18 protein-coding genes are annotated in these 21,755 nt (G+C 72.1%); 14 read left to right on the top strand and 4 right to left on the bottom strand.

The window, feature by feature from the left end; all coding sequences use genetic code 11:
* Window positions 1–178 precede the first annotated feature (178 nt).
* Complete coding sequence (locus IF22_RS0129930) at window positions 179–1,324, bottom strand: RNA polymerase sigma factor (protein WP_030337687.1); 1,146 nt, start codon at window positions 1,322–1,324, stop codon at window positions 179–181.
* A gap of 8 nt (window positions 1,325–1,332) precedes the next feature.
* On the bottom strand, window positions 1,333–1,740 hold the full coding sequence (locus IF22_RS0129925) for a YciI family protein (RefSeq protein WP_030337686.1): 408 nt from the start codon (window positions 1,738–1,740) through the stop codon (window positions 1,333–1,335).
* A gap of 199 nt (window positions 1,741–1,939) precedes the next feature.
* Here IF22_RS0129925 and IF22_RS0129920 point away from each other — a divergent pair, with 199 nt between their 5' ends.
* From IF22_RS0129920 to IF22_RS35535, 11 genes are all read left to right on the top strand, one after another.
* Window positions 1,940–2,395: a Fur family transcriptional regulator gene (locus tag IF22_RS0129920; protein WP_280940615.1), complete on the top strand. Its 456-nt coding sequence runs from the start codon at window positions 1,940–1,942 to the stop codon at window positions 2,393–2,395.
* Window positions 2,392–4,668, top strand: a complete 2,277-nt coding sequence (gene katG, locus IF22_RS0129915) for a catalase/peroxidase HPI (protein WP_030337684.1) — start codon at window positions 2,392–2,394, stop codon at window positions 4,666–4,668. The genes IF22_RS0129920 and katG overlap by 4 nt, the downstream gene beginning before the upstream one ends.
* Before the next feature lie 141 nt (window positions 4,669–4,809).
* Entirely contained in the window at window positions 4,810–5,079 is a 270-nt protein-coding gene (locus IF22_RS0129910) for a metal-sensitive transcriptional regulator (protein ID WP_030337683.1), read from the top strand.
* Between the two features lie 192 nt (window positions 5,080–5,271).
* Window positions 5,272–6,672 (top strand): MBL fold metallo-hydrolase, encoded by a 1,401-nt coding sequence (locus IF22_RS0129905; RefSeq protein WP_030337682.1) that lies wholly within the window; start codon window positions 5,272–5,274, stop codon window positions 6,670–6,672.
* A 92-nt stretch (window positions 6,673–6,764) separates the two neighbouring features.
* Entirely contained in the window at window positions 6,765–7,364 is a 600-nt protein-coding gene (locus IF22_RS0129900) for a rhodanese-like domain-containing protein (RefSeq protein ID WP_030337681.1), read from the top strand.
* Window positions 7,361–8,239 (top strand): sulfite exporter TauE/SafE family protein, encoded by an 879-nt coding sequence (locus IF22_RS0129895; protein ID WP_030337680.1) that lies wholly within the window; start codon window positions 7,361–7,363, stop codon window positions 8,237–8,239. Before IF22_RS0129900 ends, IF22_RS0129895 begins: the two co-directional genes overlap by 4 nt.
* 232 nt (window positions 8,240–8,471) lie before the next feature.
* Window positions 8,472–9,788, top strand: coding sequence for a glycosyltransferase family 4 protein (locus tag IF22_RS0129890; protein ID WP_156057993.1), 1,317 nt, complete (start codon window positions 8,472–8,474; stop codon window positions 9,786–9,788).
* Between the two features lie 179 nt (window positions 9,789–9,967).
* Window positions 9,968–11,425 carry an O-antigen ligase family protein gene (locus IF22_RS0129885; protein WP_156057990.1) on the top strand — a complete coding sequence of 486 codons (1,458 nt, stop codon included), beginning with the start codon at window positions 9,968–9,970 and terminating at the stop codon, window positions 11,423–11,425.
* Window positions 11,426–11,449: 24 nt separating this feature from the next.
* Entirely contained in the window at window positions 11,450–12,457 is a 1,008-nt protein-coding gene (locus IF22_RS0129880; RefSeq protein WP_030337677.1) for a Wzz/FepE/Etk N-terminal domain-containing protein, read from the top strand.
* A gap of 31 nt (window positions 12,458–12,488) precedes the next feature.
* Entirely contained in the window at window positions 12,489–14,084 is a 1,596-nt protein-coding gene (locus tag IF22_RS0129875; RefSeq protein WP_156057987.1) for an oligosaccharide flippase family protein, read from the top strand.
* On the top strand, window positions 14,081–15,214 hold the full coding sequence (locus tag IF22_RS35535; RefSeq protein ID WP_167337353.1) for a sulfotransferase family protein: 1,134 nt from the start codon (window positions 14,081–14,083) through the stop codon (window positions 15,212–15,214). Before IF22_RS0129875 ends, IF22_RS35535 begins: the two co-directional genes overlap by 4 nt.
* A gap of 1,241 nt (window positions 15,215–16,455) precedes the next feature.
* Here the strand turns inward: IF22_RS35535 and IF22_RS34060 are convergent.
* Both IF22_RS34060 and IF22_RS0129860 read right to left on the bottom strand, forming a co-directional pair.
* Window positions 16,456–17,235 carry a sulfotransferase family protein gene (locus IF22_RS34060; protein ID WP_030337674.1) on the bottom strand — a complete coding sequence of 260 codons (780 nt, stop codon included), beginning with the start codon at window positions 17,233–17,235 and terminating at the stop codon, window positions 16,456–16,458.
* Window positions 17,228–18,190: a sulfotransferase family protein gene (locus IF22_RS0129860; protein ID WP_030337673.1), complete on the bottom strand. Its 963-nt coding sequence runs from the start codon at window positions 18,188–18,190 to the stop codon at window positions 17,228–17,230. The genes IF22_RS34060 and IF22_RS0129860 overlap by 8 nt, the downstream gene beginning before the upstream one ends.
* A gap of 260 nt (window positions 18,191–18,450) precedes the next feature.
* Between IF22_RS0129860 and IF22_RS0129855 the strand changes: the two genes are divergently transcribed.
* Genes IF22_RS0129855 through IF22_RS0129845 form a run of 3 tightly spaced genes read left to right on the top strand, consistent with a single transcriptional unit; the run spans window position 18,451 to window position 21,701 of the window.
* The gene (locus IF22_RS0129855; RefSeq protein ID WP_156057984.1) at window positions 18,451–19,734 is read left to right on the top strand and encodes a glycosyltransferase; all 1,284 of its coding nucleotides are present in this window, start codon (window positions 18,451–18,453) and stop codon (window positions 19,732–19,734) included.
* Window positions 19,731–20,786 (top strand): sulfotransferase, encoded by a 1,056-nt coding sequence (locus IF22_RS0129850; protein WP_051708866.1) that lies wholly within the window; start codon window positions 19,731–19,733, stop codon window positions 20,784–20,786. Before IF22_RS0129855 ends, IF22_RS0129850 begins: the two co-directional genes overlap by 4 nt.
* A 3-nt stretch (window positions 20,787–20,789) precedes the next feature.
* A complete protein-coding gene (locus IF22_RS0129845; RefSeq protein ID WP_030337670.1) occupies window positions 20,790–21,701 on the top strand; it encodes a sulfotransferase family protein in 912 nt (303 codons plus the stop codon).
* Window positions 21,702–21,755 lie beyond the last annotated feature (54 nt).

Genomic DNA, 21,755 nt, shown 5'->3' with positions numbered 1-21,755 from the left:
CGTCGCTGATTCCGCATTCATCCAGGTCAGTAGTGGATCAGAGCGCAGGGTGGTCATCGGACGTTCACAGTGGCGGAGCGAGGGCTCGGCGGAAGATCGCTGAAAGTTCCGGAGACTTTCCGGATCTCGTGCGCCGACAGTGGCAGATGGTGCGGACAACGACGCGTGGTGCGACCGGTCAGCGACGCCCGAGCGCGTTGAGCCGGGCGGCCTGGCGGGTCAGGTGGTCGCGTTCGGCGAGGTTGGGGGCCTGCCGGGCCGCCTCGGCGTACCGCCGCGCCGCCGTCGCCAGGTCGCCGTCGCGCTCGTGCAGGTACGCCGCCACCGCCGTGTACCGGGGCAGTGTGTCGTCCAGCGCCGCGAGAGCCCTCAGGCCGGCCCGGGGACCGTCGGCCTCACCGACCGCCACCGCCCGGTTGAGTCGGACGACCGGGTTGTCGGTCAGGCGCACGAGTTCGTCGTACCACTCCACGATCTGCACCCAGTCGGTCTCGGCGGCGGTGGGCGCGTCGGCGTGCAGCGCCGCTATGGCGGCCTGGGCCTGGAACTCGCCCAGTTGGTCGCGGGCCAGGGCCGCCTGGAGGATCTCGACGCCCTCGGCGATCAACCGGGTGTCCCAGCGGCTGCGGTCCTGCTCGGCGAGGGGCACGAGGGTGCCGTCGGGCGCGGTACGGGCGGCGCGCCGGGCGTGGTGCAACAGCATGAGGGCGAGCAGCCCCGCCACCTCGGGGTGGTCGATCGCGGCCGCGAGCTGTCGGGTGAGCCGGATGGCCTCGGCGGCGAGGTCCATGTCACCGGAGTAGCCCTCGTTGAAGACCAGGTAGAGGACGCGGAGCACGGTGGCGACGTCACCGGGTCGGTCGAACCGCAGCCCGGAGACGGTGCGTTTCGCCCGGCTGATGCGCTGCGCCATGGTCGCCTCGGGCACCAGGTATGCGTGCGCGATCTGGCGGGTGGTCAAGCCGCCGACGGCGCGCAGCGTGAGTGCTACCGCCGACGACGCCGTCAGCGACGGGTGGGCGCAGAGGAAGTAGAGCGCAAGGGTGTCGTCCACGGTGGGGGCGGGCCCCGGCGCCGGCTCCTCGTCGACGAGATCCTCACGCCGACGGCGAGCGGCGTCGGCTCGGGCCGCGTCGAGGAACCGCCGCCACGCCACAGTGGTCAGCCAGCCCAACGGGTCGCGCGGCGGGTCGACCGGCCAGACGCGGACCGCCTCGACCAGGGCGTCCTGCACGGCGTCCTCGGCCGCCGCGAAGTCGATTCCGCGGCGGACGAGGATACCGAGGACGCTCGGCGTGAGGTTGCGCAGCAGCGTCTCGTCCATCGGAGTTGTCACTCCGTGATGGTCGGCGGCTCGCTCAGGAACGGGCGCAGCTCCAGCCACTCGTGGATCGGCTTGCCGCCGGCACCGGGAGCGGCCGACAACTCCCCGGCCAGCTCGACCGCCCGGTCGTAGCTGTCGACGTCGATCACCATCCAGCCGGCGATGAGATCCTTGGTCTCGGCGAACGGGCCGTCGGTGACCGGCGGTCGGCCCGGGCCGTCGTACCGGACGAACGTGCCCTCGGGGGCGAGTGCCTGGCCGTCGACGAACTCGCCGGTCGCCTCGAGCCGGGCCGCGAAGTCGCGCATGTACTGCATGTGGGCGGAGATCTCCGCCGGCGTCCACTGGTCCATCGGCACGTCGTGCACCGCCGCCGGGCCGCCCCGGTAGTGCTTGAGCAGCAGGTACTTGGCCATCGTGATGCTCCTTGAAGCTGGCTGCGACCCATCGTGGTCACGTTCACCCCGGGGACGGAGCCGGTCGGGACTTCTCGACATGGCTGTCCGCTTTTTCTTCCCCCGCAGGTTAACCTCGGGTGAATCGTCCACCCTTGGGGTACCTCGGGTCGGCCCAAAACTTGATTCGTTCCAAAAAAGTGAGCTAGTGTTCGTACCCGTGATGTCCGACTTCGAGGCGCAGCTGCGGGCTGTCTCGTTGCGCGTGACCCGGCCCCGGTTGGCGGTGCTCGCGGCGCTGCGCGACCACCCGCACATCGGCACCGAGGCGGTGATCTCGCTGGTCCGGGCGGGTCACCCCACGGTCTCCCACCAGGCGGTGTACGACGTGCTGCGCGTGCTCACCGACGCCGGGCTGGTGCGGCGCATCCAGCCCGCCGGGGCGACCGCCCGCTACGAGTCCCGGGTCGCGGACAATCACCACCATGTCGTGTGCCGCTCCTGCGGCACCATCGCCGACGTCGACTGCGCCGTCGGTCACGCCCCCTGTCTCACCGCCTCGGGCGACCACGGTTTCGTGGTCGACGAGGCGGAGGTCGTCTACTGGGGCACCTGCCCCGACTGCGCGACCGACCGCACGCCCCAGAGATCCGCAAGCTCGGAAGGAAGCACATGAGCGACACCCAGGAGAACCGCCCCACCAGTGCGCAGGGCGTGGACCAGAAGGCAGCGGCCGGCTGCCCGGTCGCGCACGACTCGGTGACCGCGCACGGCAGCGAGAGTGAGAACCCGGCGATCGACTCGCCGACCCCGAAGACCGGTGGTCGTCCGCGCACCAACCGGGACTGGTGGCCCAACCAGCTCGACCTCTCGGTGCTGCACGCCCACTCGAACAAGGGCAACCCGCTGGGCGAGAACTTCAGCTACGCCAAGGAGTTCGCGAAGCTCGACGTCGAGGCGCTCAAGCGCGACATCACCGACGTTCTCACCACCTCGCAGGACTGGTGGCCGGCCGACTTCGGCCACTACGGCGGCCTGATGATCCGGATGAGCTGGCACGCCGCCGGCACGTACCGCATCGAGGACGGCCGGGGCGGCGCCGGTGACGGTGGTCAGCGGTTCGCGCCGCTGAACAGCTGGCCGGACAACGCCAACCTGGACAAGGCCCGCCGGCTGCTCTGGCCGGTCAAGCAGAAGTACGGCCAGAAGATCTCCTGGGCCGACCTGCTCGTGCTCGCCGGCAACGTGGCCCTGGAGTCGATGGGCTTCAAGACCTTCGGCTTCGGCTTCGGTCGCGAGGACGTCTGGGAGCCCGAGGAGATCTTCTGGGGTCCGGAGGACACCTGGCTGGGCGACGAGCGCTACGCCTCCGAGAAGGAGATGGCGGCCGGCGTCGGCTCGACCGAGATGGGCCTCATCTACGTCAACCCGGAGGGCCCGCGCGGTAACGCCGACCCGGCCGCGGCGGCGCACTTCATCCGCGAGACCTTCCGCCGGATGGCGATGAACGACGAGGAGACCGTCGCCCTCATCGCCGGTGGTCACACCTTCGGCAAGACCCACGGCGCCGGCGTCGCCGACAACCACGTGGGCCCGGAGCCCGAGGGCGCCCCGCTGGAGGCGCAGGGCCTGGGCTGGCTGAGCACCCACGGCAGCGGCAAGGGCGGCGACACGATCACCAGTGGTCTCGAGGTGACGTGGACCGACGTGCCGACGCAGTGGAGCAACCGCTTCTTCGAGATCCTCTTCGGCTACGAGTGGGAGCTGACCACCAGCCCCGGTGGCGCGAAGCAGTGGGTCGCCAAGGACGCCGAGGCGATCATCCCGGACCCGTTCGACCCGGCGAAGAAGTACAAGCCGACGATGCTCACGACCGACCTGTCGCTGCGCGTCGACCCGGCGTACGAGAAGATCTCCCGCCGTTTCCTGGAGAACCCCGACGAGTTCGCGCTGGCCTTCGCCAAGGCGTGGTACAAGCTGCTGCACCGCGACATGGGCCCGATCGAGCGCTTCCTCGGGCCGTGGGTGGCCGAGCCGCAGCTGTGGCAGGACCCGGTGCCGGCCGTCGACCACGAGCTGGTGGGTGACGCCGACATCGCCGCGCTCAAGGCGAAGGTTCTGGAGTCCGGGCTCACGATCGACCAGTTGGTCTCCACCGCCTGGGCCTCCGCCGCGAGCTTCCGCTACACGGACAAGCGCGGCGGCGCCAACGGGGCGCGCATCCGCCTGGAGCCGCAGCGCAACTGGGAGGTCAACCAGCCCGAGCAGCTGGCGACCGTCCTGACCGCCCTTGAGGGCATCCAGCAGGAGTTCAACGCGGCCGGCGGGGCGAAGATCTCGCTCGCCGACCTGATCGTGCTGGCCGGTTCGGCCGCTGTGGAGAAGGCGGCGCGGGACGCCGGCGTCGAGGTGACTGTGCCGTTCCGGCCGGGCCGCACCGACGCGACCCAGGAGCAGACCGACGTCGAGTCCTTCAAGGTCATGGAGCCGCGTGCCGACGGGTTCCGCAACTACCTGCGTGCCGGCGAGAAGACCCAGCCGGAGGTGCTGCTCGTCGACCGCGCCTACATGCTCAACCTCACCGCGCCGGAGATGACCGTCCTCATCGGCGGTCTGCGTTCCCTCGGCGCCAACGTCGGCGGCAGCCGGCACGGTGTGCTCACCGACCGGCCGGGCGTGCTCACCAACGACTTCTTCGCCAACCTGCTCTCGCCGGGCACCCGGTGGAGCGCGTCGAAGTCCGAGGAGCACGTGTACGAGATCCGCGACCTGGCCACCGACGAGCTGAAGTGGACCGCCACCGCGGTCGACCTCATCTTCGGGTCCAACTCGCAGCTGCGCGCCCTCGCCGAGGTCTACGCCAGCCAGGACGCCCGCGACAAGTTCGTGGCCGACTTCGTGACCGCCTGGACCAAGGTCATGGAGCTGGACCGGTTCGATCTCGCCTGACAGGTAGCACCGAGAGCCCCGGCCGATCCGCTGTGATCGGCCGGGGCTCTTTCGGCATATGACACCCGATATGGCCGTTTTCTCGGCTACTGTTGGCAGGGTGGGTACCCCCGGGGGTATGGTTGCCTCCAGGAGGTGCCGATGAAGCTTCGACCGGAGATGACCTCGGATGCGCTGACCCGGCTCAAGCGGGCGCGTGGGCAGCTCAACGCGGTTATCGAGATGATGGAAAACGGTCAGGATTGCCGCGAGGCGCTGACCCAGCTGGCGGCGGTGTCGAAGGCGATCGACCGCGCGGGTTTCAAGATCATCGCGTCGGGCATGCGGCACTGTGGGGCCGCGCGTGACCGTGGCGAGGAGCCGGAGATGACCGAGGAGGAGCTCGAGAAGCTCTTCCTGGCTCTCGCCTGAGGCGTTCCCGGGTTCGCCCTCTCGGGGGCGGGCCCGGACCGTCCCGTCGAGGTGTGGCGCGGCGGGCTCATCGTGCCCGAGGGTCCGCCGCGCCGACTGGCAATGGTGTGGGCGGGAACAGTGTGGGTGAAGAACCAGGCAGCAGTGTGTCGTCCACATACCCCCCGGGGTATCCGGAAAGGAGCGCAGGACATGTCAGTTGAGGTTTCCGTCGTCGCCACGTCCGCCCTCGGCGATCGCAGCTACCTGGCCTCGGACGGGCAGGTCGCGATCGTGGTCGACCCCCAGCGCGACATCGACCGGATCATGTACCTGGCGGGGGAGAAGGGCGTGCGGATCACCCACGTCCTGGAGACGCACCTGCACAACGACTACGTTTCCGGCGGGCTGGAACTCGCGCGGATCACCGGCGCGCACTACCTGGTGGCAGGGGCCGACGAGGTCGGCTTCGCGCGGACGTCGGTCGCCGACGGCGACCAGGTGAGCGTCTCCGACTCCCTGCGCCTGCGGGTGATCGGCACGCCGGGCCACACCTTCCACCACCTGTCGTACGTCCTGGACGTGGCCACCGACGGCGGCTGGGAGGCAACCGGCGTCTTCACCGGCGGGTCGCTGCTGTTCGGCACGACGGGCCGTACCGACCTGCTGGGCCAGCAGCACGCCCACGAGTTGGCCCAGCAGCAGCACGCCTCGGCGAAACGGCTGGCGGATCTGCTGCCCGAGGGTGCGCAGGTGTGGCCCACGCACGGGTTCGGCAGCTTCTGTTCGGCCAGTCAGGCCGACGCTCCAGAGTCGACCATCGGCCGGGAGAAGGAGAAGAACCCCGTCCTGCGCCTGGCCGCTGACGACTTCGTCACCGAGACCCTCGCCGGCCTCGACGCCTACCCGGCGTACTACGCCCACATGGGGGTGGCCAACGCCGCCGGCCCGGCCCCGGTCGACCTCACGCCGGTGACCCGCGCCGACGCCGCCGAACTACGCGAGCGGATGACAGCAGGGGAGTGGGTGGTGGACCTGCGCCACCGCAAGGCGTACGCCGCCTCGCACCTGGCCGGCACTGTCAGTCTCGGTCTGGACGGTCCGATGGCCACCTGGCTCGGTTGGCTGATCGAGTGGGGGGTGCCGATCACCCTGCTCGCCGAGACACCGCAGCAGGTCGCCGACGCCCAACGTGAACTGGTCCGCATCGGTATCGACCGTCCCGCCGCGCAGGCCACCGGCGACGCCACGCGCTGGGCGACTGACCCCGGTCAGCTGCGCGAGCTGCGGATGGCGGACTTCGGGGCCCTCGCGGCGGCGCGGAAGGGCCAGATCCCGGCCGGTCTGCCCGGCGCGGACGTGATCCTCGACGTGCGGATGACCAACGAGTGGCGGGCCGGCCACATTGACGGCGCCGCGCACATCCCGCTGCCCGACCTGCCCCGGCGGCTGGCCGACGTCCCGACGGGCACCGTCTGGGTGCACTGCGGCTCGGGCTACCGGGCCACCGTCGCCGCCTCTCTCCTGACGAACGCCGGCCGCGAGGTGGTCGTGGTCGACGACGCGTTCGGGCACGCCCGGACCGCCGGCCTGGACCTGGTCACCGCTGCCTGACCGGAACAGTCCGCACCACCGGCCGACGCCACCGCCGCCGGCCGGCTTCCCCTGCCGTGACAGCTGACACCCCATCCAAGAAAGCGGAGTAAGTGAGTACTTCCGAGACCGCGCGCCCTGCCACGCTCGACGCCACCGGCCTTCGCGAACTGATCGAATCCGGTCATGCGCCCCGGGTGCTGGACGTGCGTACCCCGGCGGAGTTCGAGACGGCGCACATCCCCGGCTCCTACAACGTGCCGCTCGACCTGCTCAAGGAGCACCGCCGGGAGTTGCGCGACCAGCTGGACGAGGACGTCGTTCTGGTCTGCCGCTCCGGTGCCCGCGCCCGCCAGGCCCAGCAGGCCCTGGCGGGGGTCGGCCTGCCCAACCTGACGGTGCTGGACGGCGGCATCATGTCCTGGCAGGCGGCCGACGCGCCGGTCACGCGGGGCGTGCCCCGCTGGGACCTCGAACGTCAGGTCCGCCTGGTGGCCGGCTCGATCGTGCTGGTCAGCATTCTCGCCTCGGTGTTCGTGCCGCAGCTCAAGTGGGTGGCCGGGGCCATCGGCGCCGGCTTGACCGTCGCTGCCGTCACCAACACCTGCGCCATGGGGATGTTGCTCGGCAAGCTGCCCTACAACCGGGGTGCCAGCCGCGACCTCGACACCGTCATGGGCCAGCTGCGTGGGAGCCCCGTGGAGCGGGCATGACCGCCACAGTGGCGCTGACCGTCGGGCTGGCCGTGCTGATCGGGGTCAGCCTCGGGCTGTTGGGCGGGGGCGGCTCGATCCTCGCCGTACCGCTGCTGGTCTACGTCGCCGATCTGCCCGCGAAGGAGGCCATCGCGACGTCGCTGCTCGTCGTCGGCGCCACCAGCCTGGTGGGCGTCATCCCGCACGTCCGCGCCCACCGGGTGCGCTGGCGCACCGGCCTGATCTTCGGTCTCGCCGGCATGACCGGCGCCTACGCCGGTGGTCGCCTGGCCGGGCTCATCCCCGCCGGAATCCTGCTCACCGGGTTCGCGGTGATGATGCTGGCCACCGCGGTGGCGATGATCCGTGGCCGACGCGAGGCCGCCGGCACCGTGGTGCCACACGAGCTGCCGGTGCCACGGGTGATCCTCGACGGTGTGGTGGTCGGCCTGGTGACCGGCCTGGTCGGCGCGGGCGGCGGCTTCCTGGTGGTGCCCGCCCTGGCGCTGCTCGGTGGCCTGCCGATGCCGGTAGCGGTCGGCACCTCGCTGGTGGTCATCGCCATGAAGTCGTTCGCCGGCCTGGCCGGCTATCTGGCCGGAGTGGACATCAACTGGGGCCTCGCGGCAGCGGTCACCGTCGCTGCCGTCGCCGGCAGCCTGGCAGGTGGACGACTCACCGAGCGGATCCCGGCGGACATCCTGCGCAAGGCGTTCGGCTGGTTCGTGGTGGTGATGGGCGTCTTCGTCCTCGGTCAGCAACTGCCCGACGACCTGCGGACCAGGCCGCTGCTCTGGGCCGGCGTCGGCGTCGCCGCCGCGATCACCGTGACGCTGACCGTCCTGCACACCAGGAGAGCGTCCGAACCGAGCGGATCGTCGCCCCGCCACTGACACCCGGCCGCCTGGCGCGCGCGGTGGGACGCAAGCCGTTGCGGCTGTTCATCCGCTGGTCGACCTGGTTTGACAGCCGTCCGCGTAGATGTCATCCGGATGGCATGTCACGAGCCACGAATCCCACCGATGATTTTTTTGTCTGGATGATCGGCTGGCGGACGGGCCCGTTCATGGCAAGGTGTTGATCTGCCCGGGCGCGGGCGCGCACCTAGTCACGCAGGGAGTCATCGTGGCCCACCCCGACCTGCAGACCGACAATGTGGACCAGGGCACCGGACATTCTGCGATTCCCCGGCAGCGGGGCGAGGGTGTCGCGGCGCGGCAGGCGCTCGACGCGTGGGCCGCCGGACGGGACAGCGCCGCAGCGGGCGCGAGCTGGCGTCCGCTGCGGATCGCGATGATCGGCCAGAAGGGGATGCCGGCGACCTACGGCGGGATCGAACGGCACGTGGAGGAGATGGCCAGCCGGCTCGCCGGCTACGGGCACGAGGTCACCGTCTACTGCCGCCGCAGCTACGGCGAGACACCCGCCGACGGCTACCGGGGGGTGCGGCTGCGCCAGACCCACACGATCGCGAGCAAGCACCTCGACGCCATCGTGCACGCGGCGACCTCGACCATGGCGGCGATGACCGCGCGGCCCGACATCGTGCACTACCACGGGCTCGGGCCGGCCCTGGTCGCCCCGCTCCCGCGCGCCCTGTCCCGGGCGCGGGTGGTGCTGACAGTGCACGGACTGGACAACCAGCGGGGCAAGTGGGGGCTCGCCGCCCGGGCGGTGCTGGGCAGCGCCCACTGGTTCAGCGGGTACGTCCCGCACCAGCGGGTGGCCGTCTCCCAGGGGCTCGCCGCCCACTACAGCACCCGGTTCGGCAGCCCGACGACCTACATCCCGAACGGCGTGAACCCGGCCCGAACGGCACGGACCCGGCAGATCCAGGACCGGTTCGGGCTGACCCCCGGCGGCTACCTGCTGCTGGTCGGGCGGCTGGTGCCGGAGAAGGCGGCCGACCTGCTGATCCGGGCCTTCCGGCGCACCGAGACCCCGATGCGCCTGGCGATCGTCGGCGGGTCGTCGTTCACCGACGACTTCGTGGACCGGCTGCGCCGTGAAGCCGGGGCGGACGACCGGATCGTCTTCACCGGGTTCGCCTACGGCGACCTGCTCGCCGAGCTGTACTCCGGTGCGGCCGGATTCGTCCAACCGTCCCGGCTGGAAGGGCTGCCGTTGACGTTGCTGGAGGCTGCCGCGTACGGGCTGCCGATCGTCGCGAGCGACATCGCGCCGCACGTCGAGGTGCTGAGCGCCGACGCCGCCGGAGGGCGGTTGTTCCGCGACGGCGACGAGGACGACCTGTTCCGGGCGCTGACGTCGCTGCTCGCCGACCTGCCGGGCGAACGGGCCGGTGCCGTGGCACTGGGCGAGCGGGTCACCGGCAGGTACAGCTGGGACACCGCCGCCCGCGAGTTGGAGCAGCTCTACCTTCGCCTGGCACCGGAGCCGGGACGACGGGGCAGGGCACGACGCGCGGCGGCCGCCGACTGACCGGGCGGTGTTCGCCGGGGGAGCGGGGGTCAACCCGGCGGAGGACGCAACAGTCGGCGCAACGGCCCCTTCTACCGTCGAGGGGACAGGGCTAGATTGAACCGATCTTGTGCCGGGAGGACATCGGTTGGCCGCGCCCGGCAGCGGCCGGGCAGCGCCGATTCAGTTCAGTGGGATCAGTGGAACAACACACGCAGCAGGTCACTCCGCTCATGACCAGGCGGCTCGACCCGACCCGCCTCCTCACCGGCGGCGCGGCGCTGGCCGCCGCGGTCGTGGCGGTAATCGCCGGTGTCTCCATGGCGGCCGGTGACCGTCGGGGCATGGTGCTGCCACTCGCGGTGGTAGCGGGGATCGCGGTGGCCGTGCTCGCGCTGACCCGGTTCGCCGGGTACGTGCTGCTGATGCTCGCGGTGCGTTCCTGCGTGGACCTGTTCAAGCTGACCGGACCGAGCGCCGGCCAGGCCAACTCCGCCGGAACGGCCCGGGCGGCGGACCCCTCCACACTGCTCGCGGTGCTGTTCCTCCTCGCCGCCGGGCTCTGGCTGGCCGCACAGCTCAGCCGGCACGGGCGGCTGCGCGGTTCCCCGCTGAGCTGGGCGATGCTGCTCGTCGGTGCCAGCAGCGTGGTCAGCGCCCTCGGTGCCAGCCGACCGGCGAACAGCCTGTTGGAGGCGCTGCGGATCCTCACCGTGGTGGTGATGTTCGTGGTGCTGGAACAGCTCATGCCGGACACCGCGGCGATCCGTCGGGTCCTGCTCGCCTGCTACGCCTCACTGGTGCTGGCGTTGGGCTACACCGTCGTCCTGTCGCTGCTGGGCAACCCGCCGGCCGAGGTGAAGGGCGACTTCACCCGGATCAGCGGCACGTTCAGCCAGTCGACCACGTTCGGCCGGTACCTGATGTTCATGGTGATCTTCGGGTTCGCGGTGTACCGCTTCCTGGACCGTCGACTGCGGGCGTCCCTCGGCGTGCTGCTCGCGCTCTCGCTGCTGTTCCTGCTGCTCACCAACACCCGAAGCGCCCTGCTCGGCGCGGCGATCGGCCTGATCGTGGTCGCGGTGCTGCATCGCAGCAAGCGGATGCTGGTCACCCTCTGCGTGGTGGCGGTCGCCGGGGTGGCACTGGTGCCCGCCGTCGGCGAACGGTTCGCCCAACTCGGCGTGTCCCGCGCGGTCGGTGGCGACCCGACCGGAAACACCCTGCAGTGGCGGATCAGCTACTGGACCGAGATCGTCACGCTGGCCGACCGGAACCCGGTGACCGGCATCGGACCGAACATGACCCAGCGCGAGACCGACGAGGCGAAGAAGCCGCACAACGACTTCCTGCGGGCGTACGTGGAGACCGGGTTGCTGGGTCTCGGGGCGTACCTGCTGATGCTGTTCGCCTTTCTGTACACCGCCCGGACCGCGCTGCGGCGGGCCCCTCCGGGCAGCTTCGAGCGTGGCGTCGCGGTCGGGTTCACCGGCTGCGCCGCCGCCTTCGTGGCGGTCAGCGCCGCCTCCAACGTGATATCCAACGTGGTCACCCTCTGGTACTTCGTCGCGTTCGCCGCGGCGGCCAGTGTGATCGCCCGCCAACCGGCTCCGCACCTGACCGGCGAGCAGCCACGACGCACGTCCGTCCCGGTTTGACTGAACGACAGCATTGGGGAAAAAGTGGAGATCGTCGACTACCTGCGGGTCGCCCGGCGGCGCCTCTGGGTACTCGTGGGGGTGCCGGTACTCGCCACCGGGGCCGCGGCCGCCATCGTCCTGCTCGCGCCACAGCAGTTCAGCGGAACCGCGTACGTGGCGGCGCCGGCCCTGGTGGGTGGCACGGCCGGGACGCAGTACACCGGTACGCAGGCGGCGAGCCAGTTCGTCGCGGCGTTCGGCGCGGCGGTCACCTCACCCCGGGTCCTCGCCGACGTGGCCGCTGACACCGGGGTGCCGCCGGAGCGGCTGCGCGACGGGCTCGCCATCAGCCAGGTCGGCGCGAGCAGCCAGTTGGAGGTGACGTACACCGCCGGTGACCGGGCGACCGTCGCGCCGGTGCTGACCGCCACCACCACCCGGGCGCTGGCGTTCCTCTTCTCCTCCCAGGTCGGCATCGCCACCGGTGAGGTCGAGGCGGCCAACGCCGATGTCACAGCGGCGACCAGGGCGATCGGCGAGTGGGAGAAGGCGAACAAGGTCTCCCAGCCGGACCGGATCTACCAGGCGACGCTGGGCGAGCTGACCAGCCTGCGCCAGCAGCAGCTCTCCATGCAGGCGGTCGGCAACGGCCGTGGCGTCGACGCGGCGACGAGCGCGATCACCGCCGCCCAGAAGAAGCTCGACGAGCTGGGGCCGAAACTCCCCGACTACCAGGCGCTGCTCGCCCAACGGGACGCGGCGACCAACGCGCTGTCCCAGGCGCGGGAGGGGTTGCAGGCGGCGCGGGCGCAGGCCCAGGCCGCCGACCCGAAGCAGGTGACCAGCATCGGCGAGGCGCACGAGGTGAGCCGGCTGACCGAGCTGGTGCGTACCGCCCTGCCGGTGGGCGGTGCGGGTCTGCTGCTCGGCGTGCTGCTGGTGGGCGTACTCGAACTGCTTTCGCGGGGCCGAGCCGCCACCCGCCCGGCGGCCGCGAGCACCGCGGCCCCCGCGCTGCCGGCGGAGACCGTGACCGCGGCACGGCCGTGACCATCGGAGAACGGGCCGCCGGGTGCGCGAGGTGACCGGCCGGCCGCCGGCCGCGCCGGATGCCGGCGACCAGCAGGTACGCGGTATGGCCCGCGGCGGTGTGCTGAACCTGGCCAGCGCCGTGCTCAGCCAGGTGGCGCTCTTCCTGGTCATGCTGTTGCTGGCCCGGGCCCTGGGGGTACCCGAACTCGGCCGGTATGCCCAGGTCTACGCGGTGTTGTCGCTGCTGGGGTTGCTCTCGCTCTCCGGTTTCCGGGCCGGGCTGACCCGGTTCGTGGCGGTGCATCTCGCCGACGACGAGCCGGCCGCCCTCCGGGGCGCGATCCGGCTCGGGATCGGCATCTCGGCGGCCGCGTCCACGGTGATCGCCCTTGGTCTGGCGGTCGGCGCGCCGTGGCTCGCCGACGCCCTGCACGACCCGCAGCTCACCACCGGGCTACGGCTGGTGGCGCTGTGCCTGCCCGCCTCGACGGTGTGCGAGGCAGCGCTCGCGGCCACCCGGGGCTGGCGCACCCAACGGGCCTACGCGCTCATCGGCCAGGTCTACGAGCCGGCCGCCCGGTTGGCGCTCACCGCGCTGGCACTCGCCCTGGGGGCGGGCCTGACCGGCGCGTTCTGGGCACTGGTGGTGGCGAGCTGGAGCGCCGCAGCGTTCGCCCTGGTGGCGCTCGCCCGGATGGTGCGCCGGGTGCCCGCCGCCCGGCCCGCGTACCGGCCGGGGGAGCTGTTCCGGTTCTCCACCGTCAGCTGGGTCTCCTCGCTGTCGTCCACCGGGCTGATCTGGGTGGACGCGTTGCTGCTCGGCTTCTTCGACTACGGTCCCGACGCGATCGGCGTCTACCACGTGGCGACCCGGCTGGTCACCATCGCGGTGTTCGTGCTGGCACCGGTCAACGCCTCGTTCGGTCCGCACCTGGCGCACCTCTACCACCAGGGTCGACTGGACGAGGTGCGCCGCATCTACCGGGTCGCCACCGGTTGGGTGCTGCGGTTGTCGCTGCCGGCCTTCGTGGCGTTACTGGTCTTCCCGGAGCAGTTGCTGCGGCTGGTCGGCGGGCCGGGCCTGGCCGGCGGCGCGGCGGTCACCGTGGTGCTGGCGCTCGGTCAGCTGGTCAACGCCGCGACCGGGCCCTGCGGGACGTTGCTGAACATGTCCGGCCGGGTCTCGGTGAACATGATGGACAACCTCGCCGCCCTGCTGCTCAACGTTCTGCTCAACCTCTGGCTCATCCCGGCGTACGGCATTCTCGGCGCGGCGGTGGCCTGGGCGGTGTCGCTGGCGGCGGTGAACGTCGCCCGGGTCTGGCAGGTGCGAGCGCAGGTGCACACGGTGCCGGTGACGGCGGGCATGGTCAAGGGCCTGGTCGCCGCGCTGGTCGCGATGGGTGTGGGGTTCGGTGTGCGCTGGCTGGTCGAGGGGTGGACCGCGCAACTCGTTGTCGGCCTCGCCGCGATCATGGTGGCGTACCTGGCCGTGGTGTTCGCCCTCGGGCTCAGTCGGGAGGACGTCATGGTGCTGCGCGCGGTGACCCGCCGAGGCGGTCGACGTGCCGCCGCCGACCCCGCCGAACCGGCCGACGGGGTGGGTGCCGCTGCGGGTGCCGGCCAGCGCGGGGCGCGCTCGTGAGCGGCGGCGCACGGCGTCAGGTCACCGACCGGCTGCGTCGGGGGGTGCGCACGGCACGGGCCTGGGGACGGGCGGCGCGACCGGGGGAGCCGGGACCGCTGCCGGACTTCCTGGTGATCGGCGCGCAGCGCTGCGGCACCACGTCGCTGTACCACCACCTCGCCGCGCATCCCCGGGTCCGGGTGCCCACCGGCAAGGAGTTGCAGTACTTCAGCGTCCACCACGCTCGGGGGGCGCGGTGGTACCGGGGGCACTTCCCGCGCCTCGCCCCGGGGGAGCGCACGTTTGAGGCGAGCCCCTACTACCTGTTCCATCCGAGCGTGCCGGCCCGGGTCGCGGCTGCCCTGCCGCAGGCCCGCTTCGTCGTCCTGCTGCGCGACCCGGTGCAGCGGGCCTACTCGCACTACCTGCACACCCGCTCGTACGGCGTCGAACCGCTTTCCTTCGCCGACGCGTTGGACGCCGAGGAGGAGCGGCTGGCGAGGGCGACGCGGCGCGGCCCGGACAGCCCGGCCGCGCACCGGGCGTTGCGTAACCACTCGTACGCTGCCCGGGGCCGCTACGCCGAGCAGCTGAACCGGTGGTTCGCGCACGTCCCCCGGGAGCGGATCCACGTTGCCCGGACCGAAGACCTGAACGCCGACCCGGCCGGCACGTACGGCGAGATCGTGCGCTTCCTCGGCCTGCCGGCCTTCACCCCGGAGGCGTTCACCCGGCACACCCGCCGGGTCGACCCGGGCGTCTCCGAGCTGACCCCGGCCCTGCGGGAGACGACGACCGGCGGCGTTGCGGTTTCGTCCGGATACGACACCGGTATCCGGACGAAACCGCGCCTTGCCGGATCGCCGCCCGGACTCCGCCTCGGCTCGGCCACCCTTATGAAACAGGCCCTAGCGGACGGCGGCGAGGACCCGGTCCACCGGCTGGTCGGCGCGGAGCAGGACGGGCACGTCGGTGATCGTGGTGCCGCCGCCGGCCACGCCCAGCGGGGAACCCACCGCCCCGGCCCGGGCGCCCGGTGCCGCGGGCACCGTCACCGGCGTGTTCGACGCCGACCAGAGCACCAGCGTGCTCTGACCACCCCGGACGAACGCGACCCCGTTCAGCCTGCCGGCCACCGAGGCGGGTAGCGGCGTGACGGTGGCGTCCCGGGCGGCGTCGGCCAGGGCCGCCAGCATCCGGCCGGCCTCCCGTTCGGTGCCGTCCGGGTCGAGCAGGCCGTAGCGGACCTCGCTGCCGGCCGCGTTGTTCGGGTTGTACGCCAACGGCAACCAACTGATCTCACCGATCCCACCGGCCGCCAGCAGGGTGACCGTCTTGACCATCTCCGTGGCCCGGCTGGCCGGGTCGCCGTCGCCGTCGCGCCAGAACTGACCGACCTCCCACGCCTGGATCGGGGTGCCCGGCGGTGTGGTGGCGCGCAGGTAGTCCAGCAGCGGGGCCACCCCGCTGAAGTGCTCGTAGAAGTGCACCTGCCGGACGTCGACGGTGCGGTCGGTCAGCAGCGACTCGGTCACCGCCAGGAAACGCAGGTTGCGGCTGTTGGTCTCGGTGCCGAGCGCCCGACGTAGCTGCGCCTCCCCGGTCACCGCCGGAATCTGCTGCCCCCGGGTGCCGACCCGACGCTGGAAGTACGCCTGATAGGCGGCGACGGCCTCGGGCACCCGATCGGCGCGCAGCAGCCGGTCGGCGACACCCATGCCGTACGCGACACTGCTGATGCCGGAGTCGACCACCCGCGCCTTCTGGTCGGTCGCGCGGATCGTCTCGGCGGCGGCCCGGAGCAGCCGCGCGTAGTCCTCGGGGCTGCCGGCCCAGTAGCTCGGCGCGTTGACCTCGTTCTCGATCGCGTACTCCCGCACCCCGTACGGGCCGTAGCGGTGCACCACCTCGCCGACGAACCGCTGGTACGCGCCGAGGTCGGTGGGCATCGCCGACTCGGTCTTGTTGGCCGCGCCCCGGGTGTAGCGTGCGGTGCCACCGGTCGCCCAGCACACACCGGTGCGGATCTTCAGGTGCAGTGTGATGCCCAGGTCCCGGCTGCGCGTGGCGATCTCGTCCAGCCCGGCCCAGTCCGCCTTACCGGGGGTCCGTTCGATCTCGCACCAGGAGATCTCCTCGTACGTCGCCGAACCGGCGAGCCGGCGCAGGTACGGCCCGAACTGCTGAAACCGCGACCAGTCCCAGTGCGCGCCGAACGGGTTGCTCACCTGCTCGCCGGTGCGCGCCGGCGCGCCGGTTGCGGGTGCCGCCGTCGCGGAGGGGGTGGCGGCCGGCGGCGGATCGTTGTCGCCGCCGGTGCAGCCGGCGGTGAGCAGGAGGGTGGCGGCGATGGCGACGGTGGCGATCGCGCGCCGCCGGCTCGGGCGGGTCACCGGTAACCCAGGGCGCGCAGGGTCGGACCGGAGAAGACCCAGACCAGCAGGCGCAGGAACGGGTCGAGTTCGCGGCGGTAGGTGCCCACCCGGGAGCCGTAGATCGGTTCGGTGACGCTCGCCGCCGCCCGTCGTCGCTCCGCCTCGGTGGTGTACTTCTGGGCCACGTCGTGCTGCTTGCTGTCGTAGTCGAGGATGCCGTCCTCCCACGGTTCGCCGAGGAACTCGAACAGGGCCCGCATCGTCTTCTCCGGCTCGCTGACCGCCTGCTCGTAGCGCAGCTCGTAGTAGCGGTCCGCCGGCAGGGTGGCGCCGACCGCCCGCGCGGCCCGGATGTAGCGCGGCCACTTCACCACGCACTTCACGGCGGACCAGTAGCCGAACCGTTTGCGGTGCGAGACCACCACGTCGCGGCCGTCCCGGATGAGGTGCACGATCTGGGCGTCCGGGAAGACCTCGGTGACGAAGTCCAGCGACATCGCGTACAGCGGGGTCTTGTCGGCCCACCGGGCCTTGCCCCGGGCGGCGGCGTAGTCGGCGTGCACACCGCCGAAGAAGTCCCGGATCCGGCGCAGCCAGTCCTCGCGCGGAAACCCGAAGCGGGCCAGCCGTTCCCAGTCCCGGCCGACGATCCGTCGCAGGTCGGGCAGGAACCGGGTCTCCGGGCCGCAGCTGATCCGCGAGTGTGAGTCCAGGACGAGACGCACCATGGTGGTGCCCGACCGCTGGCAGCCGACCAGGAAGATCGGCGCGGTACGGGTTCCGGTCTCAGCCACTGTCGGCCGCCTTCGTGGTCTCGGGTCGGGCGTCGGCCGCGGCGCGGTCGAGCCGGTCGGTCAGCTCGTCGCAGCGGGCCCGCACGCGCCTGTCGATCGGCAGCCGCCGGTGCTCCGCCGCACCGTGTGACTGGCGGGGGCCGATGTGCGCGTGCAGCCGTGGGTGGTACGGGAAGTCGAGGAAGGCGCAGAGCCGCCGAAGCTGTGCGGCGGGGTCCGCGACCAGGCTGTCGTAGCGGCACAGCAACACGTCGCTGCGCCGGTCGAGGCCGAGCCGGAAGACCAGCGAGTTGCGGACGTACCAGAACAGCGCCGCGCCGCTGTGCGGATCCAACCGTTGCGGGTCGTGGGCCCGGATCAGCTCGACGGCGTCGGCGTCGAGGCGCTGCCCCTGCCACCGTCGCCCGATGCTGCCGTCGGCGATCGCCCGCAGGGCCCGCAGGTTGGCGTCCCCGAACTTGGCGACCTCGGAGCGGGCCCGGTCGTCGACGTCGCGGTAGACCCAGAGCGCGCGCCCGGGGGTCAGCCCCGGCAGGGCCAGCAACTCGTCCACACGGTGACTCTCGCAGAGCGGCTTGACCAGGACGTACGCGTGACGGCTGCGCTGGATGACGGCGGTCAGCACCGGGTCCGGGCGGAGTTGGAAGCGGTGGAAGAGGGTGCTGTCGTTCTCGTTGCGGACCTCGACCTCGGGTGCGGCGTCCAGGCCGCGGACCAGCATGTTCGTGCCGGAGCGTTGCAGGCCGACCAGGTAGACCGGCATCGCCGAGCCGGGCGTGCGGCCGGTCCGCCGCCGCCAGCGTCGCTTCGCCAGTGCCGTGCCGATCCGGTCGACCGGGTTGAGGCGGTCCTCCTCGATCAGCCGTCCGATCCCCTCGGTACGCGCCCAGCGCAGGTGCCGCCGGACCCGCCGCGCGGTGTACGCGAGCGCGGAGACCTCGTCGTCGGCTGCCACGGGTCCTCCTTGTCGGGGCACCGGCCCGGCCCCGCAGCAGAGCGGGTACGACCGGCGGCAGCCAGGCTATCGGGAGATCATGGCGGGAGGCCAGGCTGCGGACCGCACGGGCAGACGAAGATCACCCGTTCAGCCACATGGCTAATGTGAACTGGACTCGCTGACCCGGCCTGCATACCGTGGGCCGTGGCCGGGGCGGGCGGATCTCGGTCATCACCTCGGGGCCCGATTCGCCCGATCGACGTGAGCAGGCCGAGTCGATGCGCGTGCTGCATGTGAACAAGTTCCTCTACCGCCGTGGCGGTGCCGAGGGGTACTTGCTCGATCTCGCCGACCTGCAACGGGCCGCCGGCGACACTGTCGCCTACTTCGGCATGAGCCACCCGGAGAACGAGTCGCCGCTGCCGTACGCCGCGCGGTTCCCGTCCGAAGTGGAGTTGGAGCCGGCGCCGAGCGGGGTGCGGCCCCGGGCGGTGGCCGTCGGGCGGATGCTGTGGTCGCCGACGAGCCGGCGCGGACTGGCCCAGGTGATCGACGACTTCCGGCCGGACGTGCTGCACCTGCACAACATCTACCACCAGCTCTCCCCGTCGGTGCTCGCCGCGGCCCGCGCCGCCGGGGTGCCGTGCGTGCTGACCATGCACGACTACAAGCTCGCCTGCCCGAGTTACCAACTGCTGGACCGGGGCCGGCCCTGCCAGGCGTGCGTCACCGGTGGCCCGTTGCAGGCGGCCCGCCGCCGCTGCAAGGACGGCTCGCTGTCACGCAGCGGTCTGCTCGCCGTCGAGTCCTGGTTGCACCGGCGGCTCAACGCGTACGACCCGGTGCAGCTCTTCGTCAGCCCGAGTGGGTTCCTGGCCGACGTGATGCGCCGCGCGGGCGTCTACCCGGACCGGTTGCGGGTGGTCAACCACTTCGTCGACCTGACCGGTGTCACCGCCAAGCAGACGCCCGGCGGCGGTGTCGTCTTCGCCGGCAGGCTGGCCCCGGAGAAGGGCGTCGACGTGCTGATCGAGGCCGCCGCCGCGCTGCCGGACGGCGTCTGCGTGGACGTCGCCGGGGACGGCCCGGTCCGCCCGGAGCTGGAGGCGCTCGCCGCCCGGCGGGTGCCCGGCCGGGTCCGGTTCCACGGTCGGCTCGACAAGCCCCGCCTGCACGAGCTGATCCGGTCGGCGGCGGTGGTCGCCGTCCCGTCCCGGTGGCACGAGAACCAACCGATGGCGGTGCTGGAGGCGTTCGCCTGCGGTGTCCCGGTGGTGACCACCGATCTGGGTGGGCTGCCCGAGCTGGTCGAGTCCGAGGTGGACGGGCGCATCGTCGCCGCCGACGAGCCCACCGCCCTCGCCGCCGCGCTGACCGACATCCTGGCCGACCCACAGCGGGCGTACCGGATGGGCCGGGCCGGCCGAACGAAGATCGCCGCCCAGTTCGCGCCGGACCGGCACCTGGAGCGCATTCGCGGGCTGTACGCCGAGGCCGCCGCGGCGCTGCCGGCGCGGCGGCGGACCGGTCGCGCCACGGCCGGTGGGGGAGCGGCCCGGTGAGCCGGGTACGGGTGCTCTACCTCGCCGGCAGCGGTCGCAGCGGCAGCACCCTGGTGACCACCGTCCTGGGCCAGTTGCCGGGCTTCTTCGCGGCCGGCGAGCTGCGGTACCTGTGGCGGCGCGGCATCCTGGAGAACCGGCAGTGCGGCTGCGGTTCCCCGGTGGGCGACTGCCCGCTCTGGGCCCGCGTGCGCGCCGACCTGGGCGACGCCGACCCGGCCGGGATCGCCGCCCGGTTGGCCCAGCGGCTGCGGCTGCGGCGGCTGCCAGCGCTGCTGCGCCGCCACCGTCGCGGCCAGCCGCCGGTCCCCGGCCACCCCGATGACAGGCACCTGGCCCGGCTCTACGCCTCGATCGCCGAACACGCACTGCCCGGCCGGTCCGACGGTGTCATCGTCGACTCCTCCAAGCTGCCGCCGTACGGCGCCCTGCTCGGCAGCCTGCCCGGCATCGACCTGTACGTCCTGCACGTGGTGCGTGACCCGCGCGCGACCGCGTACTCCTGGCGTCGTCGACGCCTCCTGGACGGTCCCGCCGACGACCAGCTGATGAGCCGACCACCCGTCGGCAAGGCCGCGCTGCTCTGGCTGGTCTGGAACACCGCGACCGTACGCCTGTGGGGTGGTCGCCGCGGTGCGCCGGGCCGCTACCTGCGGGTGCGGTACGAGGACTTCGTGGCCGACCCGGCGGGCACCACCGCCCAGATCGCCGGCTTCGTCGGCGCGACCCCCGACGAGCTTCCGTTCCCGACGCCGGCCACGGTGCGGCTCCGGCCCACCCACTCGGTGGCCGGCAACCCCTCGCGGCACCGCACCGGGCTGGTCGAGGTGGTCGCCGACACCGAGTGGCTGACCGGGCTCACCACCCGCGCGTACGCAGTGGTGACCGGGCTGACCGCCGTGGCCCTGACCCGCTTCGGCTACCCGTTACGCCGCCCGGCGGCCACCCAGCTCCGCCAGCGGGCCGACGACGAGCAGCGGCCCTCCTCAGCCGTCCGCCGCACCGCGGACCCGGCCGTCTCCCCGTCACCCGCCACCCGGCAGGAAGGCTGAACGATGCTCTCACTGGTGGTGGGCACCGGTCGCTGCGGTTCGACACTGGTCCAGGAGTTGCTCTCCCGGCATCCCGCTGTCGGCTTCGTCTCCGGCCTGGACGACAAACTGGCCCGGCTCAACCCCAAGGGCCGGTTCAACGGCCTGCTCTACCGGCGCTCGGCACCACGCCCGGCGGGGATGACCTCGCTGCGACACAGTCGACGGTTGCTGGAGCGGGGTCGGCTCCGGGTGGCGCCGTCGGAGGCGTACCACCTGCTCGACCGGCAGGTGCTCGCCGGTTTCTCCCGGCCGTGCCGGGACCTGGTCGCCGAGGACCTGACGCCGTTCGTGTCCCGGCGGCTGCGGGTCTTCTTCGACGAGCGGATCGCCCGGCAGGGCTGTCAACAGCTGGTGCAGCACGTCACCGGGTGGCCGCGCACCGGTCTGCTGCACGCCGCGTACCCGGATCTGCGGGTGGTCAACGTGGTCCGCGACGGCCGCGCGGTGGCCAACTCGTGGCTCCAGATGGGCTGGTGGGACGGGTGGCGCGGGCCGGACAACTGGATCTACGGCCCGCTCCCGTCCGACCTGCGGGAGGAGTGGATCGAGTCCGGCCGTTCGTTCCCGGTGCTCGCCGCGCTGGGGTGGAAGATGCTGATGGAGGCTTTCGCCCAGGCCCGGCTGCGGCACCCGGCCGACCAGTGGCTCGACGTGCGCTACGAGGACCTGGTCGAGCAGCCACGTGAGCAGGTCGCCCGGATGCTCGACTTCCTCGGTCTGCGCTGGTCGACCGCCTTCGAGAAGGGCTTCTCCCGGTACGACTTCACCGTGGGCCGGGCGGAGGCGTACCGGGGCGAACTCAGCCCGGCGCAGGTCACCGCCATCGAACGGGTGCTGGAGAAGCCGTTGGTCGAGTGGGGCTATCCGGTCTAGCGGTTCCCGCCGACACGGGTGTGCCGGTGCGGGTATCGGCGGCGCTATCGACTG

The sequence above is a fragment of the Micromonospora parva genome, assembly GCF_000718515.1.
GTDB classification, from domain to species: domain Bacteria; phylum Actinomycetota; class Actinomycetes; order Mycobacteriales; family Micromonosporaceae; genus Micromonospora; species Micromonospora parva.
The sequence above is the reverse complement of the archived record's forward strand: the minus strand, read 5'-3'. Positions and strand labels throughout refer to the sequence as shown.